14 protein-coding genes, 1 tRNA gene and 1 pseudogene are annotated in these 16,906 nt (G+C 57.5%); 13 read left to right on the forward strand and 3 right to left on the reverse strand.

Annotated elements, in window-relative coordinates; all coding sequences use genetic code 11:
• A pseudogene (locus tag KP701_RS14340) lies at positions 1 to 866 on the reverse strand (IS3 family transposase); the annotation flags it as partial.
• A gap of 51 nt (positions 867 to 917) precedes the next feature.
• Between KP701_RS14340 and KP701_RS14345 the strand changes: the two are divergent.
• From KP701_RS14345 to KP701_RS14360, 4 genes are read left to right on the forward strand one after another with little or no spacing between them, the layout of a single operon-like run.
• Positions 918 to 2,144 (forward strand): N-6 DNA methylase, encoded by a 1,227-nt coding sequence (locus KP701_RS14345; RefSeq protein ID WP_215747633.1) that lies wholly within the window; start codon positions 918 to 920, stop codon positions 2,142 to 2,144.
• The gene (locus KP701_RS14350) at positions 2,137 to 3,399 is read left to right on the forward strand and encodes a restriction endonuclease subunit S (RefSeq protein ID WP_215747634.1); all 1,263 of its coding nucleotides are present in this window, start codon (positions 2,137 to 2,139) and stop codon (positions 3,397 to 3,399) included. The genes KP701_RS14345 and KP701_RS14350 overlap by 8 nt, the downstream gene beginning before the upstream one ends.
• Positions 3,400 to 3,414: 15 nt before the next feature.
• Entirely contained in the window at positions 3,415 to 6,684 is a 3,270-nt protein-coding gene (locus tag KP701_RS14355; RefSeq protein WP_215747635.1) for a type I restriction endonuclease subunit R, read from the forward strand.
• Positions 6,684 to 7,436, forward strand: coding sequence for a M48 family metallopeptidase (locus KP701_RS14360; protein ID WP_173560283.1), 753 nt, complete (start codon positions 6,684 to 6,686; stop codon positions 7,434 to 7,436). The genes KP701_RS14355 and KP701_RS14360 overlap by 1 nt, the downstream gene beginning before the upstream one ends.
• A gap of 309 nt (positions 7,437 to 7,745) precedes the next feature.
• Here KP701_RS14360 and KP701_RS14365 read toward each other — a convergent pair whose 3' ends face one another.
• Together KP701_RS14365 and KP701_RS14370 are read right to left on the reverse strand one after the other, a co-directional pair.
• Positions 7,746 to 8,414: a hypothetical protein gene (locus KP701_RS14365; protein WP_215747636.1), complete on the reverse strand. Its 669-nt coding sequence runs from the start codon at positions 8,412 to 8,414 to the stop codon at positions 7,746 to 7,748.
• Positions 8,415 to 9,144: 730 nt separating this feature from the next.
• Positions 9,145 to 9,234, reverse strand: a tRNA-Ser gene (locus tag KP701_RS14370).
• A gap of 216 nt (positions 9,235 to 9,450) precedes the next feature.
• Here KP701_RS14370 and KP701_RS14375 point away from each other — a divergent pair.
• The 9 genes from KP701_RS14375 to leuB all read left to right on the forward strand — a co-directional run bounded on the left by KP701_RS14375 (position 9,451) and on the right by leuB (position 16,795).
• Positions 9,451 to 9,981, forward strand: a complete 531-nt coding sequence (locus KP701_RS14375; protein ID WP_252345652.1) for a Spy/CpxP family protein refolding chaperone — start codon at positions 9,451 to 9,453, stop codon at positions 9,979 to 9,981.
• 128 nt (positions 9,982 to 10,109) lie between these two features.
• The gene (gene ffh, locus KP701_RS14380; RefSeq protein ID WP_215747638.1) at positions 10,110 to 11,537 is read left to right on the forward strand and encodes a signal recognition particle protein; all 1,428 of its coding nucleotides are present in this window, start codon (positions 10,110 to 10,112) and stop codon (positions 11,535 to 11,537) included.
• A gap of 40 nt (positions 11,538 to 11,577) precedes the next feature.
• Positions 11,578 to 11,925, forward strand: a complete 348-nt coding sequence (gene rpsP, locus KP701_RS14385; protein ID WP_011251789.1) for a 30S ribosomal protein S16 — start codon at positions 11,578 to 11,580, stop codon at positions 11,923 to 11,925.
• Positions 11,926 to 11,953: 28 nt separating this feature from the next.
• On the forward strand, positions 11,954 to 12,496 hold the full coding sequence (gene rimM, locus KP701_RS14390; RefSeq protein ID WP_215747639.1) for a ribosome maturation factor RimM: 543 nt from the start codon (positions 11,954 to 11,956) through the stop codon (positions 12,494 to 12,496).
• Positions 12,493 to 13,197: a tRNA (guanosine(37)-N1)-methyltransferase TrmD gene (gene trmD, locus KP701_RS14395; RefSeq protein WP_215747640.1), complete on the forward strand. Its 705-nt coding sequence runs from the start codon at positions 12,493 to 12,495 to the stop codon at positions 13,195 to 13,197. Before rimM ends, trmD begins: the two co-directional genes overlap by 4 nt.
• 24 nt (positions 13,198 to 13,221) lie before the next feature.
• Positions 13,222 to 13,614: a 50S ribosomal protein L19 gene (gene rplS, locus KP701_RS14400; RefSeq protein WP_041110658.1), complete on the forward strand. Its 393-nt coding sequence runs from the start codon at positions 13,222 to 13,224 to the stop codon at positions 13,612 to 13,614.
• 21 nt (positions 13,615 to 13,635) lie between these two features.
• Positions 13,636 to 15,063, forward strand: a complete 1,428-nt coding sequence (gene leuC / locus KP701_RS14405; RefSeq protein WP_215747641.1) for a 3-isopropylmalate dehydratase large subunit — start codon at positions 13,636 to 13,638, stop codon at positions 15,061 to 15,063.
• Positions 15,063 to 15,689 (forward strand): 3-isopropylmalate dehydratase small subunit, encoded by a 627-nt coding sequence (gene leuD / locus KP701_RS14410; RefSeq protein ID WP_215747642.1) that lies wholly within the window; start codon positions 15,063 to 15,065, stop codon positions 15,687 to 15,689. The genes leuC and leuD overlap by 1 nt, the downstream gene beginning before the upstream one ends.
• Positions 15,686 to 16,795, forward strand: a complete 1,110-nt coding sequence (gene leuB / locus KP701_RS14415) for a 3-isopropylmalate dehydrogenase (protein WP_215747643.1) — start codon at positions 15,686 to 15,688, stop codon at positions 16,793 to 16,795. Before leuD ends, leuB begins: the two co-directional genes overlap by 4 nt.
• Positions 16,796 to 16,906 lie beyond the last annotated feature (111 nt).

Genomic DNA, 16,906 nt, shown 5'->3' on the forward strand with positions numbered 1-16,906 from the left:
TGTCGTAAATTGCGACCCCTGGTCAGTATTGAAAATGTCCGGGGCGCCATAGCGCATGAGGGCATCCTGTAGCGCCTCGATACAGAACTCCACGTCCATCGTGTTCGACAGACGCCAGGACAGGACCTTGCGCGTGAACCAGTCCATGATCGCCACGAGATAGAGAAATCCCCGTTTCATGGGAATATATGTGATATCGGAACACCAGACCTGGTCAGGCCGATTGATGACCAGATCCCGCAGCAGATATGGATATTTCCGATGCTCCGGATGGGGCACGGTCGTGCGCGGCTTCTGGTAGATCGCCCGCAGGCCCATGATCGCCATGAGCCGCCGGACCCGCTTGCGGCCCACTTCATGTCCCAGGCGGCGCAGATGCCATGTCATCTGCCGTGAGCCATAATAGGGCGTTTCCAGGAACTGGGCGTCGATCAGCCGCATCAGCTCCAGATTGGCCTCGCTCTGTGGCACAGGCCGATAGTAGACGCCCGACCGGTTGAGTTGCAGCAGCGTGCATTGCCGGATTATCGGCAGACGCGCTCGCTTCGGGTCAATCATCTGCCGCCTCTGATCACGCCCAACCGAGCAGAGGCATCGCGTAAAAAATCCCGTTCCACGAGAAGTTCGCCTATCTTCGCGTGCAGTTTCTCCACGTCAGCTGGGCTGACCGGGGGCTCAGCCACCGTCTTCCCGGAAAAGGTCGCCGCCATCCCCTCGATCGCCTGCCGTTTCCACTGGGCGATCATCGTCTGATGTACCCCATGTTTCGAAGCCAGTTCCGCCAGCGTCAGTTCCCCACGGATCGCCTCCAGCGCAACCCGTGACTTGAACTCTGCCGCATACCGTTTCCGCGTAACCTTGCCCATAAAACCCGTCCTCGTTCAGGCCAGATGATAGCTTATCGCCCTGTCCGAAAAATGGGGACCACCTCTCAGGGTAAGGTGCTTTTCATCAACGCTGACCGTGAATATCTGGAAGGCCGCGCACAGAACCACCTGATGCCCGAGCATATCGAAAAGATCGTCACCACCTTCGAGGAATACCGTGTAATCCCCGGCTTTTCTGCCATCGTCGATCTTGAGCCCCTGAAAGAAAACGACTGGAACCTCAACATCCGCCGTTATGCCGACAATGCTCCGCCCCCTGAGCCGCATGACGTACGCGCACACCTAATCGGCGGTATTCCAAAGTCCGAAGTCGAAGCCAAGGCAGAACTCTTCAAGTCCCACGGTCTGAACCCAATGGACCTGCTTACGCCTCGTGATGACCGCTATCTGGATTTCGCCGCCCGCATCACTGTTAAAGCCGACATCAAACCGGCCATCGAGACCAACGCGGGCCTTGTGGCACGCGAGACCGAAATCTGGGACAACTTCAACCGCTGGTGGGCTGACCACACCGACGACATCACCGCGCTTGCGGGTGATGAAAGCGCGACCTCTTTCATCAAACTGCGCGACGAGCTTCTGTCCAGCTTCTCGACCACGCTCGAAAGCCTCGCCATACTCGATCGGTTCACCGTGCGAGGGATCATCGCGCAGTTCTGGAGCCAGTCACGGTTCGATTTCCTCACTCTCATGGCGCGCGGCGCCACGGGGGTAGTGGACGCGTGGCGTATCTCCATCGTCACCGCGCTGGAGGACACGGGTAACAAAGAGAACCCGTTGGATCACAAGCTGGTCACTTTCCTGATGGGCAGCTTCGTGGCCGAGATTGCCAAACTGGAAGCCCGCAAGGTCGAACTGGAGGCGCAGATCAAGGCTGCCACAGCTACGCCCGAAGAAGGTGAGGAGGACGAGGATGATGCCGAGCCCGTGGATGAGGCAAAAATCAAACGCTGGAAGAAAAAACTGGCCGAAATCAAGAAGACTCTCAAATCCAGGAAGGACCAGTTCACCGCGGAACTGAATAAAGGCGTCGATGACCTGACGGACAAGGCAGCGGCCAAACTGCTGCTGAAGATCCTGCATGAAGACATGCAGAAGATTCTGACCAGCTACATCGCGGCGCAGCGTGGGCAGATCGTTGCCGCCTTCGAAAACTGGTGGGACAAGTATCACGTTACTCTGACCGAGATCGAAGGCGCACGAGCACAGGCGACTAAGAAGCTAGCCGGTTTCCTGAAAGACTTGAAGTATGTCTGATCGCCCAGAGAATATCGAAGAAGAACACTGGAAACCACTTGGTAAAATCAGCGATATTGAGATGGGGCAATCCCCACCGTCCAACTATGTTTTCGAAGGACTTGATGAGGGGTTACCGTTTTTGCAAGGAAATGCTGAATTTGGAGTAATGTCTCCTCATCCGAAGTATTCGTGCGCATTACCCGCAAAAATTGGCAAAGCAGGATCATTGCTAATTTCGGTAAGGGCTCCCGTCGGTGCTGTGAATATTGCTGATCAGGACTATTGCATCGGCCGTGGTCTCGCGGCCATTTTTCCAAAGCGATATCCAGCTTCATTTCTCGCAGCGGCTGTATCAAAACGATCTCCTGAACTCGCGCGAGTTTCACAAGGCACGACATTCGATGCTATTGGGAAACGTGAGTTACATAGTGTATGCGTCTACGCGCCTGACCAATCCACGGCTTCCAAAATCGCCGAAATTCTCGACACGTTGGACGCAGCGATACGGGAGACCGAGGCGGTGGTGGCCAAGTTGAAGGCGATGAAGCGGGGGGTGCTGCATGACCTGCTGACCCGTGGCATCGATGCAAACGGCGACCTTCGTCCCTCGCAGTCCGAGGCCCCCCACCTTTACAAGCAAACCCCACTCGGCTGGCTGCCAAAGGAGTGGGAAGAGACTGATGTCTTTGGTATTTCTACCAATGTTACCAGTGGCTCAAGAGACTGGGCGCGATATTACTCGGAAACAGGTGCAATCTTTGTTCGTATCGGGAATCTCACCCGAGAACATGTCAATCTTAGGCTTGCATCAGTTGCTCATGTTAAGCCGCCATCAAATACTGATGGCCAACGCACGAGTCTCGAGGAAGGTGATGTACTCGTTTCGATTACCGCTGATTTGGGGATTGTAGGCGTAATTCCAGAAAAGTTTGGAGAGGCTTACATAAACCAACACGTTGCCTTGATCCGTCCCAATAAAAACTTGATCAATCCTAGGTTTCTTGGTCATTTTTTGGCTTCGCCCATATTACAGAACCATCTATCAAAACTTAACGACGCAGGCGCGAAGGCCGGCCTCAATTTGCCGACCATTCGCGGATTACCTGTAATGAGTCCAAATCCAAATGAGCAAGACCGGATAGCTGAACGACTTGACGAGATCGACACTCAGATCGGGAATACGCAAGTAGAAACCGGAAAGCTGAAATCAATGAAATCTGGTATCATGGACGACCTGCTTACGGGCAGGACATCCGTCACACCTCTGCTGTAACCGAAGAGTCCGCTAATGAGACATGAATACAATAATGTCGAAAAGCCCTTCATCGACCAATGCGTCGCCATGGGCTGGGCCGCGCAGACGGGCAGCAAGGATGACCCCGGCCTGACGGGACGCACCAGCTTCAGGGAGGTTATCAGTGAGGCCACCCTGCGCGAGCGCCTGCGCGCGATCAATCCCGGCCCGGATGGCAGGCCTTGGCTTGATGATGCACGCCTCTCGGAAGCCGTCAGTGCCCTTACCCGCCATGGGCAGCGCGGACTGATGGAGGCAAACCAGGCAATCACACAACTGCTCATCAAAGGTCTGACAGTCGAGGGCCTGCCTGGCTGGGACGGCGGACGCGGCCAGACAATCCGTTACATCGCGTGGGACGATGTGGCGGCCAACAGCTTTACCATCGCTAACCAGTTTCGTGTCGATTGCCCATCCGGCCACGACATGGGCAAGGGCTTCATCATCCCCGATGTCGTGATGCTGGTGAATGGCATCCCCGTGGTGGTAGTCGAGGCGAAAAGCCCCGGCATTCCTGAGCCGCTGGCCGAGGCGGTCAAACAGCTTCGCCGCTATCACAATGCCCGCAAGGCTGCTCTGGAGGTCGAGGAAAACGAGGGTGCGCCTGCTCTCTTTGCCTCAGTTCAGTTGCTGGTTGCCACAAGCTTCGATCAGGCCCGTGTGGGCTGCATCAGTGGGGGGTTGGACTACTACGGTCGGTGGAAGACGGTTGTGGGGCCAGACGGCACGGGCTCTGAAGATGATGTAGCGGCTGCGCTGGGAAAAAAGAGCCTTTCGGAGCAGGAACGCCTTGTCGCCGGAATGCTGCGACCCGCACATCTTTTGGATATTCTACGGCACTATTTGCTGTTCATGACTGTGGACGGCCAGACCATAAAGACAGTCTGTCGATATCAGCAGTACCGCGCCGTGAACCGTGCCTTGAACCGACTGCGCAGCGGCAAGACACGGCTGCAGGACGGCGAGTATGATCGCCGTGGCGGCATCGTCTGGCACACGCAGGGCTCGGGCAAAAGTCTGACCATGGTGTTCATGATCCGCAAGATGCGCACGGATCTAGCCTTGCGAAGGTTCAAGGTGATCATGGTCACTGACCGGAAGGACTTACAGCGGCAATTGTCCGAGACGGCGGCGCTGTCGGGCGATGTGGTCGAACTAGCGAAGAGCAATCACTCTTTAAAGAAGCTGGCGCGGCGGAAAGGCCCTGGTCTGGTCTTCGCCACGATCCAGAAATACCGGACGGATGAAGCCGTGGCCGAAGTTACCAAAGGGCCTGCCTTCGAGGTATTGAACGAGGACGAGACGATCGTCGTAGTGGTCGATGAGGCGCATCGGACACAGGCGGGCGATCTCCACGCAAACCTGATGGCCGCTCTGCCGAACTGTGCACGGATCGGGTTTACCGGCACTCCGATTATCATGGGTGAGAAGAAGCGGACTACACAGATCTTTGGCGAGTTCATCGATAAATATACGATCAGGGAAGCGGAGGCAGATGGCGCGACGGTGCCGGTCCTGTACGAGGGGCGCACTGCCGAGGGAGCGGTCAAGGACGGCGCCACGCTGGACGGCTTGTTTGAGGACATGTTTCGCGGCCACACGGATGAAGAGCTTGAAGCAATCCGGAAGAAATACGCGACCAAGGGAAATATACTGGAAGCGCCAGCTCTGATCGCCGAGAAGGCTCGAGATATGCTTCGGCACTACGTGACCAACCTGCTGCCGAATGGTTACAAGGCACAGGTGGTGGCTTACAGTCGTATAGCCGTGGTGCGTTACCATGCAGCGTTTCTTGAAGCCCGTGATGAACTATTGGCCGAAGCAGCGACGCTTTCGGGTTACGACAAGGGCATGGACGACGAAATGCTCTGCACGAAACCTGAGAAGCTGCAGGCGCTGGTGCAGGCGTGGCGATATCGGGCAACCCTTGAAAAGATCGAATTCGCGGCGATCATATCCGGGAGCAACAACGATGATGCGTCCTGGAAGCAATGGACTGAAGGGGCTGCTCAGGAAAACTGGATCAAGCGTTTCAAGAAGCCATTGTTCCATAAAGACCAGACGAAAACCGATCCGCTGGCCTTCCTGTTCGTCAAATCGATGTTACTCACAGGCTTCGATGCGCCGATTGAGGGAGTCATGTACCTTGATCGACCCATTCGAGAAGCCGAACTGCTACAGGCCATAGCACGTGTGAATAGAACAGGCTTTGGCAAAACTTGTGGCATCGTCGTCGATTACTTCGGGGTGGCGCACCATTTGAAGGCCGCTCTTGCTGCATATTCCGATGAAGATATTGATGGCGCCCTGGCCAGCCTCAAGGACCAGATCCCGGTTCTTCGTGATCGCCATATCCGTGTGATGGACATCTTCAGGCGTGCCGGCCTTGATGACCTGTCCGACGACGAAAGCTGCCTCCAGACGCTCTCGACGGAAAAGGCTCAAGCCGAGTTTACCGTCAAGCTCAAGGATTTCCTGAAATCACTGGAAATCATCCTTCCGCGTCCTGAAGGTCTGCCCTTTGTCCGTGATGCCAAACGGCTTGCTTATATTCAGGCGCGTGCACGTAATCGGTATCGGGATATTCCGGAGGTCGGGTCCGACGTCGGTGCGAAAGTACGCAAGCTGATTGATGATCACGTCATTTCTCTTGGCATCAATCCAAAGATTCCACCGGTCCAGCTCACGGATGCCGAGTTCGACAATCAGGTTGGACAAGCCTCGGGAAACAGAGCGAAAGCGTCGGAGATGGAACATGCCATCCGATCCCACATCCGGAAAAACCTTGAAGCAGACCCTGTTCGTTTCAAAAAAATGTCTGAAAGACTGAACGACATCCTCAAGGGCTTTGGCCAGCAGTGGGATCGCATCATTGAGCAGCTTCAAGCCATCATTGACGAGCTTCGCGGGGAAGCTAAGACCATGGATGACGAGGCCTCCTCAGACATTCCTGAAATTTATCTCCCATTCCTGCGCACTGTGCTTGCCGCTTGCGTGCCTGATGACGCCAATTCCGCCGAGTGGCTTCATTCCGTGCACGAGATGACCCGCGAAGTCGTGGATCGTGTGATTGAGGAGATCGGCGCAAACCGTTCTCTCTGGAGCAGCTTCAAGATGGCAGATCAGGAAAATCTGCGTTCCGAGATCTTCGAAATCATCTTTAACACGCAGATCCCGGGCTTTGGTGTCTCAAAAGCAGAAGCCTTGGCGGGCCAGTTGATGCAACAGGCCAAGGCCAATGACGACAAGCTGAGAGCAGCCTGATGGCAAAGCTTCCTCTGTCGCCCATCAGAGCCGGTGGCAAGCCGACACGGGCAAGTGAACATCGCCTAGAAATTGATGGTCTCTCTTTCGAGGTCCATCGTAGTGATCGACGCAAGACTATGCAGATAACGGTCGAACGGTCTGGAGAGCTCTCGATTGTGGCACCCTCGAAAGTTGCCTCAGAGCAATTAGTTGATTTCGTCGAAAAGAAGTTACTTTGGATCCATACCAAGATTGAGGAAAAGTCGCGCTTACAACAACGGGCTCCCAGCAAGCTGTTTGTTGAAGGTGAAGGCTTTCTGTATCTAGGTAAAAGCTATCGGCTTCGTCTAGTCGATAATCAGCTTGTTGATTTGACCTTAAAGAATGGTCGTTTTTGTCTGCGAAAGAATTCCATTCACCGAGGTCGGGAGATATTTGTGGCGTGGTATACCCGCCTCGCGCAGCCGTGGTTTGAGACGCAGGTTTTGGAACACGCCAACCGAATGGGTGTGGTGGTAAAGGAAGTTAAAGTACAAGACCTCGGCTTCCGGTGGGGATCGTTCAGTGCTGGTGGAAGGTTTTCATTCCATTGGAAGGCGATCCTCTTGCCGCCCAGAATCGCACAGTATGTTGTCGTCCATGAGTTGGCGCACGCCCATCACTCTGATCATTCCGCAAGATTTTGGAACAGGGTAGAACAGCATTTGCCAGACTGGCAGTGGCGAAAGGCATGGCTCGCGGAGAATGGAATTCAGGTCGAAGGGCTATGATTGATCTGATATCGTCAGAGGTTAATTCTGGCGCTGGCGTGTATTTTCAAGGTAACGTACGATCTCCCACTTACGAAGCCTTTAAGTCGGACAAACCTAGTCTAATGACTGCGCAATCCTGTCCATAGTTATCCTGATTCTTAACGGCTCCAATGGCCGCTTTTCCATTTTCCTGTCCAACAGCGGACATTCTGCTCTCCCCCCATATGCGACAACTTGGGATGTCAGATACTCCTCCAATGGTGGCCGCCAGCATGCTGCTCTCCACCGTAAAGCGGAACTCGCGAACTCACCGCGCCTCAAGGGGCTTCACTTGTGATGCCATCGGGGCTTGTTTCGGTCTCGCGATGGAAAATCAGGAGGTGCTATCCAACGCCGGGCCTTAGCCGTGCGATGCTGTGTCCAACCAAGATCCCTCAAAGCGCGAGCAACATCGCGCTGCTCATCGGATCGGATTGGTCTTTTATAAAAGAGAACGTGTTCTGCAATCACATTGAGTGGCAGACCTGCCTTCCGGTATTCGTCATAAACCTGGATCATCCGGCCTGATGTCAGCTGCGGAAGAAGGTCATCCAGTGTCAAGGCATCAGACCAGAAGGATGTCCGGGCGAACAGCAATTCCATGAGCGCATCTATCTGTGTCCAAAAGTCCGGGCCCCTGGTTGTTGAATGGGGCTGTCGCAGTGTCAGCCTCTCTATGATCTCGTCTGTTTTCCTGTTTGAGAAATTTGGGTTTTTGAAATAAACGGGGGACCACCTTACGCTGATATCGCGCGGTAAAGAGCGCCCGACGATTTTGGAAATGTCCAACAGTGACCAACTGGCTTGCGGGCGATCAGGATCTGTATAAGTGCCTTCCATGGAGCCTTTGAAGACATTCGTGAGATGCCAGTAGAAAAAATCCTGGGCAAAATTTTTTTCTTCAAGAGAGCTCCATGGAGCTTCCCATGAAAATTCTATTTCAGCGACATCAAACATCGGGGCGACTTTCAGCATTGAAGCAGGATTTAAAGGAGTCTGGCCTGATGGGCGAGATGACTAGAAATCCGGCCTCAAGCGCACTGGCGCAGGTGCCTGAAAGCCGACATCGTCGCGACGGACGAGATGCTCGACGTCGCGTAGCCGGAAAAGCGTTCGGCGTGGTCCGATCTTGTAGCGCTGCAGAACTCCAGCCGCGACATACCGATCAATTGTGGAGAGAGAGACACAAAGCCGTATCGCAGCCTCGCGACGGCTTATGAAAAAGTCACCCGAGGGACGACTTGGTAATGTAGAATCCATGATACGCTCATCCAACCATGCCCCTTGCGGGGCTCACGATGACACCTGGTTCGCTGGTTTTTTGGGCGTTCAAGATTCTGCAAAATTACTGCTTCGATCAGAGGCAGGTCGTGCACTTCCCTTGTGGAAGTCTTCTGTAACGTGGTGTCAACTAACCCAAGAACGTTAGCTGAACACGGGCGACGATTTCAAGACATTTCTGAGCGAATTTTCGCGGATCGCTGCTTCAGTTGCGTCCTCAGAGCATCTGGATGCCTCTGAAAAACACAGGATTTCAGTCAGCGGAGCGCATCGGAAGATTTACGGGACGACGCATATCGCGTCCGAGCGCCGCACGATGACGCATTGTTTAAGATGGGACCTAAGGTGGGATGGATTTCGATAAACCAAATAACTGACTGAAAAGTCTGGGAATTTTTGATTTATCTGGCGGAGAGGGTGGGATTCGAACCCACGATACGCTCTCACGTATGGCGGTTTTCAAGACCGCTGCCTTAAACCACTCGGCCACCTCTCCATCCGGCAGGCTTCATTTCAGAAAGATTCTGCCTGGATCGGATGCTTCATGCGACGGGAAACTTCTGCCGTCAAGGTCTCGTGTTACATAGGGGTGGGGGCTTACTTTTTGAAACGCAGAAGGGGGCGGTCAGCAACATTGAAACGTGCCATCTAGAATCGTATGGAGGCGTTTTGTGCGTCTCCGGCTGCCATAACCTCCAAGGATATGACGTCCATGACGATCTTTCGTCCCGCTGCTTTTCTTCCTGTCATCGCTGCCCTCGGCCTGGTGGTGGCTCCTCTAGCGGCCTCTGCCGAGGGGCATCATGGGTCTGACGGCCATCGCCCTCCGCCGGGCGGTGCGCCTCATGGAGGTCCGGGCTTCATGATGCCGCCCATCCCGCCTGGCATCACGCTGACCACGGCGCAGAAGGCAAAGCTCAAGACCATTTTTGATAAGGCCCATCAGGACGAGCATGCGCTGCGTCTTGAAGGCCGTGCCATCGAGGGCAAGATTCACGATGCTCTCAGCGTGCCTGGTGATCTGGATCGCGCCGCGCTGGCGGATCTGGGTAAGCAGGAAGACGCGGTTAAGGCCAAGGTCTCCGCGCTTCATCTCGACACCATGGAGCAGCTTCACGATCTGCTGACCCCCGCCCAGCGCCAGCAGGCCAAGGAGACCATGGACAAGATCAAGGCGCTCCATGAGCAGATGAAAGCTCTGATGGGGCCGCCGCCGGAAGGCGATCCGGACGATATGCCCTGAAAACTGCTGATCTTGCGTCTATCGCTTGACGCTTCAGCGCCAAGCCGATAGAGCAGTCCTGTTTCCGGACACGCCACCTCGCGAAGACTCGCGCAGTGGCGTGTTTCTGTTTGCTTTAAGGTGACCCGTTGTTCGATCAACTCTCAGGCAAGATGTCCGGTGTCCTCGAAGGGCTTTCCAAGAATGGGAAGCTCTCGGAGGCTGATGTCACCGAGGCCATGCGTGAAGTGCGTCTCGCCATGCTGGAGGCGGACGTTGCGCTGCCTGTGGTGCGGGACTTCGTCAACAAGGTCCGTGAGCGCTCTGTCGGGCAGGAAGTACTGGAAAGCGTTTCTCCCGGTCAGGCCGTTGCCAAGATCGTCAATGACGCGCTGATTGACGCGCTTGGCGGGGCAGGGGCGGTGCCGCTGAACCTGTCCGCCAATCCGCCGGTTCCGGTGCTGATGGTGGGTCTGCAGGGTTCGGGCAAGACCACGACGTCTGGCAAGATCGCCCTGCGCCTGTCCAGTCGCGAGCACAAGAAAGTTCTTCTGGCCAGCCTCGACGTCCAGCGTCCGGCCGCGCAGCTCCAGCTCCAGCAGCTGGCCGAGCGTGTCAATGCCAAGACGGGGCGCGTTCAGGCTCTGCCGATCATTGCCGGTCAGTCTCCCGTTCAGATTGCAAAGCGCGCGCTCGAGACAGGCCGTCTTGAAGGCTATGACGTCGTTATCCTCGATACGGCAGGTCGTCTGTCGATCGATGAGGCCCTGATGGATGAGGTGCGGGAAATCCGCGCTCTCACCAATCCGGCCGAGACGCTGCTGGTCGTCGATGCGATGACCGGTCAGGACGCCGTCAATACGGCCAAGGCCTTCAACGAGGCTGTCGGTATTACCGGCGTTGTCATGAGCCGTATGGATGGCGATGCCCGCGGTGGCGCGGCCCTGTCCATGAAGGCCATCACGGGCGCGCCGATCAAGCTGACCGGTTCGGGTGAGAACCTTGAAGCGCTTGAAGAATTCCATCCCGAGCGCGTTGCCGGCCGTATTCTTGGTCTGGGTGACGTCGCGGGGCTGGTGGAGCGTGCTGCCGAAACCCTCGACCACGAGGAAGGTGAGCGCGTCGCCAAGAAGATGCTCGCGGGCAAGTTTGACCTGGATGACTATGTCTCCCAGATCGACCAGATCAACCGCATGGGCTCGATTTCCGGCATTCTCGGCATGATGCCGGGGATGGGAAAGATCAAGGATATGCTGGGTGACAAGGAGCTCGATACGTCGATCTTCAAACGTCACAAGGCCATCATTTCCTCGATGACGAAGCAGGAGCGCAAGACGCCTGAGATCATCAAGGCGTCCCGCAAGAAGCGCATTGCGGCTGGTTCAGGGACCACGGTTCCGGAGATCAACCGTCTGCTCAAACAGTTCAACGACATGTCCACCATGATGAAGCGTATCAGCAAAATGGGCCTTGGTGGCCTGATGCGCGGCATGGGTGGGGCAGGTGGTCTGGCTGATCTGATGAAAGGCATGGGCGGCCCGGGGGGTAAACCCGGCGGACGCCCGCCTTTCGCCTGATCCGTCCCGTTTTTACAAGTCTGTCTCTCAGGAGTATTTCATGAGCCTCAAGATCCGCCTTGCACGTGCAGGTGCCAAGAAGCGTCCTTACTACCACATCGTTGTTGCCGACAGCCGCAGCCCGCGTGACGGCCGTTTCATCGAGAAGGTTGGTTCCTACAACCCGATGCTGCCGGCTGACCACGCTGACCGTATCCGTCTGGTTGACGAGCGCATCAAGCACTGGCTGTCCAACGGCGCCCTCGCCACGGACCGTGTTGCCCGTTTCCTCGGCAACGCTGGCCTGGCTCCGAAGCCGACCTACAACGAGCAGCCGAAGAAGTCCGCTCCGAAGGCGAAGGCTCAGGAGCGCGCCAAGGCCGCTGCTGACGCTGCTGCCGCGGCCTGATTGAGCCGCTTTTCAGGAAGCCCGAGACGTGCCCCGCTTCACCCCTGACAGTGATGTCCTGATTGCAACCGTCGGTCGCCCGCACGGTGTTCGCGGTCTGGTGCATCTTCATGCTGCCACTGACGATCCGGCTTCGGTCGAAACGTTGGGTACGCTGCATGATGCGCAGGGCAGGGCATGGACGGCCCGCTGGGTTTCGGCAGGCGTTGCCGCGCTTACGGATGCGGACGGGCAGGATCTTCCTGACCGTACTGCTGCCGAGCGGATGGTCAATGCGAAGCTGTATGTTCCGCGTGCGGTTCTCCCCGATACCGGTGATGACGAGTTCTATCATGCCGATCTGATTGGCATGACGGCCGTCTCGGAAGACGGGGATGTTCTGGGAACGGTTTTGGTCGTTCACGATTACGGCGCAGGCGTAAGCCTCGAGGTGGATCGTGGTCTGATCGTGCCGTTCACGCTGGCCTGCGTACCTCGTGTGGACCTTGCGAAACGGGAAGTGGTTCTCATCCCGCCCGTTGAAGTCGAGGTCGAGGGGGATCTGGCTGGCGAGGTCCAGGTGCGGGCATGAGTTGGCGCGCGGACATCCTGACCCTTTTCCCGGACATGTTCCCGGGGCCGCTTGGGTTTTCCCTTGCGGGCCGGGCGCTGGAGCGGGGGATCTGGTCCTGTGAGGCGCATGACCTGCGCCAGCACGGACTGGGACGTCACCGGGCCGTGGACGACACGCCTTTTGGTGGCGGGGCTGGCATGGTGATGCGGGCAGACGTTCTGGATACGGCTCTCTCGGCGCTTCCCGCGCTGGATGGCCGCCCGGTCGTCTATCCGACACCGCGGGGACGGCGCATGTCGCATGAAGATGCGGAGCGCCTGTCGTCCGGGCCGGGGGTCGTGCTTCTCTGTGGCCGCTTCGAAGGGGTGGACGAACGCGTTCTGGAAAAGCACGATATCGAACAGCTCTGCATGGGCGATGTCGTACTGTCGGGTGGGGAAATTCCTGCCCTGACGCTTCTGGACGCCTGTGTCCGGCTTCTTCCCGGCGTCATGGGGTCGGACGTCAGCGGTCAGGACGAAAGCTTCGCCGACGGGCTTCTTGAATATCCACAGTACACCAAGCCGGCAGTGTGGGACGGGCGGGACGTGCCCGACATTCTTCTCTCCGGCAACCATGGTGCCATCGCCCGCTGGCGCCATGAACAGTCAATCGCCGTCACGAAGGCGCGCCGCCCGGACCTCTGGGATGCGTATCTGGCACGACAGCAGGTCCATTGAAGTTTTGTTTTCAGGAGTTTGGTCATGAACATTATCCAGCAGTATGAGGCGCGCGAGATCGAGCGTCTTTCCGGCGTCCGCGCTGTTCCCGAGTTCATTGCAGGCGACACGGTGCGCGTTGGCGTCCGCGTTGTCGAAGGTACGCGTGAGCGTGTGCAGAGCTTCGAAGGCGTTGTCATCGCCCGTTCCAACAAGGGCCTGAACAGCAACTTCACGGTTCGCAAGATCTCCAATGGTGAAGGCGTGGAGCGCGTGTTCCCGCTGTATGCACCGTCGATCGCCAGCATCGAAGTCGTGCGTCGCGGTAAGGTCCGTCGCGCGAAGCTGTATTACCTGCGTGGCCGCTCGGGTAAGTCCGCCCGTATCGCAGAGCGCCCGCGCGATCTGCCGAAGGCTGACAGCAAGGCCGCTTCCTAAACCGTCCGGAGTAGAGACAGGATGCCCGTTACCACTTCGCCCAGAACCCTTTTTGACAAGATCTGGGACGATCATGTCGTCGAACGTCTCGAGGACGGGACGTGCATCCTCTACATCGACCGGCACCTCGTTCACGAGGTGACCAGTCCGCAGGCTTTCGAAGGCCTGCGGATGTCCGGGCGCCGCGTGCGTCGTCCGGATGCCACGGTGGCCGTGGCGGACCATAATGTCCCCACGTCCGACCGTTCCAAGCCGATCGAGGAGCCGCAGAGCCGCCTCCAGATCGAAACGCTTGAGAAAAATGTCGCCGAATTCGGCGTCCCCTATTTCCCGCTGCGCTCCACCTCTCAGGGCATCGTACACGTTGTCGGGCCAGAGCAGGGCATTTCCCTGCCAGGCATGACGATCGTCTGCGGCGACAGCCATACCTCCACGCATGGCGCGCTCGGCTCGCTGGCGTTCGGGATTGGTACGTCCGAAGTCGAACACGTGCTGGCGACCCAGACGATCCTGCAGAAGCCTGCGAAGAACATGCGTGTTTCCGTCGAGGGCAAGGTGGGACCGGGTGTGACGGCGAAAGACATCATGCTGGCCATCATCGGCCGGATCGGCACCGCTGGCGGCACCGGTCATGTCATAGAGTTTGCAGGATCCGCAATTCGCGATCTGGACATGGCCGGTCGTATGACGCTGTGCAACATGTCCATCGAAGCCGGTGCGCGTGCCGGTCTTGTGGCTCCTGACGAGACGACCTTCGCCTATGTGAAGGGCCGTCCCTTTGCCCCGAAGGGCGAGGCGTTCGAGCAGGCCTGCGACTACTGGCGGAGCCTTGCCTCTGACGATGGCGCCTACTTCGATACGGAAGTCACGCTCGCGGCTGAAGAGATCATCCCGTCCGTTACCTGGGGCACCAGCCCGCAGGACGTGCTGCCGATCGATGGTTCCGTTCCGTCTCCGTCTGATGAGCCTGATCCGGCCCGTGCAGCCCAGATCCAGCGCGCCCTGGATTATATGGGTCTTGAAGCCGGGCAGAAGATTGCCGGGACGCCGGTGGATGTCGTGTTCATCGGCTCCTGCACGAACAGCCGACTGGAAGACCTCCGCGCTGCCGCGGACGTAGTCCGCGGACGGCATGTTGCCGAAGGCGTTCGCGCCATGATCGTACCGGGCTCCGGTCTGGTGAAGCATGCGGCGGAAGCTGAGGGGCTGGACAAGGTCTTTCTGGATGCCGGGTTCGAATGGCGTGAGGCGGGCTGCTCGATGTGTCTGGGGATGAACCCGGACCGTCTGACGCCCGGCCAGCGCTGCGCTTCGACATCCAACCGTAATTTTGAAGGACGTCAGGGCCCCGATGGCCGGACACATCTGTGTTCGCCCGCCATGGCGGCCGCTGCGGCTGTCACGGGGCGTCTGTGCGATGTGCGTGAACTGGTGAAGGAGACCGTCTGATGGACAAGTTCACGGAACTGACCGCCATTGCGGCACCGATGCCGACCGAGAATATCGATACGGACCAGATCATTCCGGCGCGCTTTCTCAAGACCATCCAGCGGACGGGTCTGGGCAGGAACGCTTTCGCCGCCCAGCGCTATGACGCCGATGGTAACGAAAAGCCGGACTTCGTGCTTAACCAGGAGCCTTACCGGCACGCCGAAATCCTGATTACTTATGATAATCTGGGATGTGGCTCCTCGCGTGAGCATGCTCCCTGGGCGCTGCTGGATTTTGGAATCCGCTGCGTTATTGCGCCCAGCTTTGCCGACATCTTTTTTAATAACTGCTTCAAGAACGGCATTCTCCCGATCCGGCTGCCGCGTGAGATCTGCGACGAACTGATGGATGATGCCCGTCAGGGAGCGAATTCGCGTCTGACGGTGGATCTGGAGCGTCAGGTGATCGTGCGCCCGAACGGGGAGACCATCGCGTTTGATGTCGATCCCTTCCGCCGTCACATGCTGCTCGAAGGTCTGGACGATATTGGGCAGACCATGGCGCATGATGCCGAGATCACCAGTTTCGAGCATCGTCCGAGCCGTGCCTGGGTGCCGTCAATTACCATAGGGACTGTGAAATGAGCGACGCATACAAGCTTCTGGTTCTGGCCGGAGACGGGATCGGTCCGGAAGTCATGCGCGAAGTCGCGCGGATCGTGCACTGGATGAGCGCACATCGCGGCCTGAAACTGGACATTACGGAAGAGCTCGTCGGCGCCGCATCCCTTGCCGTACATGGCGTGCCGATCCGTGATGAAGTCATTGAGTTGGCCCGTCAGTCCGACGCGGTGCTGTTTGGTTCGGTGGGCGATCCGGCCTGGAGCCATGTTGGGTTCGACAGGCGTCCGGAAGTGGCGATCCTCAAGCTTCGTAAGGAACTTGAACTGTTCGCCAATCTGCGACCGGCCAAGCTGTTCGATGCCCTGATCGATGCCTCTGCGCTGAAACCTGAAGTGGTGCGCGGTCTGGACCTGATGATCGTCCGTGAGACGGTCGGAGGCATCTATTTCGGTGAGCCGCGTGGGATCGAGACGCTGCCCGATGGCTCGCGGCGTGGCATCAACACGGAAGTCTACACGACGTCCGAAATCGAGCGCGTGGCACGTGTTGCTTTCGATCTTGCACGCAAACGCGACAACCGCGTGTGTTCGGTCGAGAAGTGCAACGTCATGGAAAGCGGCCTCCTGTGGAAGGAGGTCGTGACCGACGTCCACAAGCGTGAATATCCGGACGTTCAGCTGTCCCATATGCTGGCCGATAACTGCGCGATGCAGCTGGTCCGCGACCCGAACCAGTTCGATGTCATCGTCACGGGCAACCTGTTCGGCGACATCCTGTCCGATCTGGCCTCCATGCTGACGGGCTCGCTCGGCATGCTGCCATCGGCCACGCTTGGCCCGGTTCGCTCGGATGGCAAGCGCAATGCCCTGTACGAACCGATTCATGGCAGTGCGCCGGACATCGCAGGCAAGGGGATCGCCAATCCGCTGGCCCAGATCCTTTCGTTTGCCATGCTGCTGCGTTACTCGCTCAATCGTGCGGAGGATGCCGATCTGATCGAAACCGCGGTTTCCAATGTTCTGGCTTCGGGCCTGCGTACCGGCGACATCATGTCACCGGGAATGGCTCGAGTCGGAACCGAAATGATGGGGCAGGCGGTTCTCCGCGAAATGGAAAAGCTGGCCTGATTTTTCCAATGCGGCTTTTCTGGCTCTGTCCACTTCAAGGCATCTTCCGTGAGGAAGGCGCCTTTTTTGTTGATTGGAGCCGGGCTGCCTGTGGTCAAAACTGTCCGAACG

Origin of the sequence: Gluconobacter sp. P1C6_b, from assembly GCF_018811945.1 — a bacterium.
In the GTDB taxonomy this organism is placed as follows: domain Bacteria; phylum Pseudomonadota; class Alphaproteobacteria; order Acetobacterales; family Acetobacteraceae; genus Gluconobacter.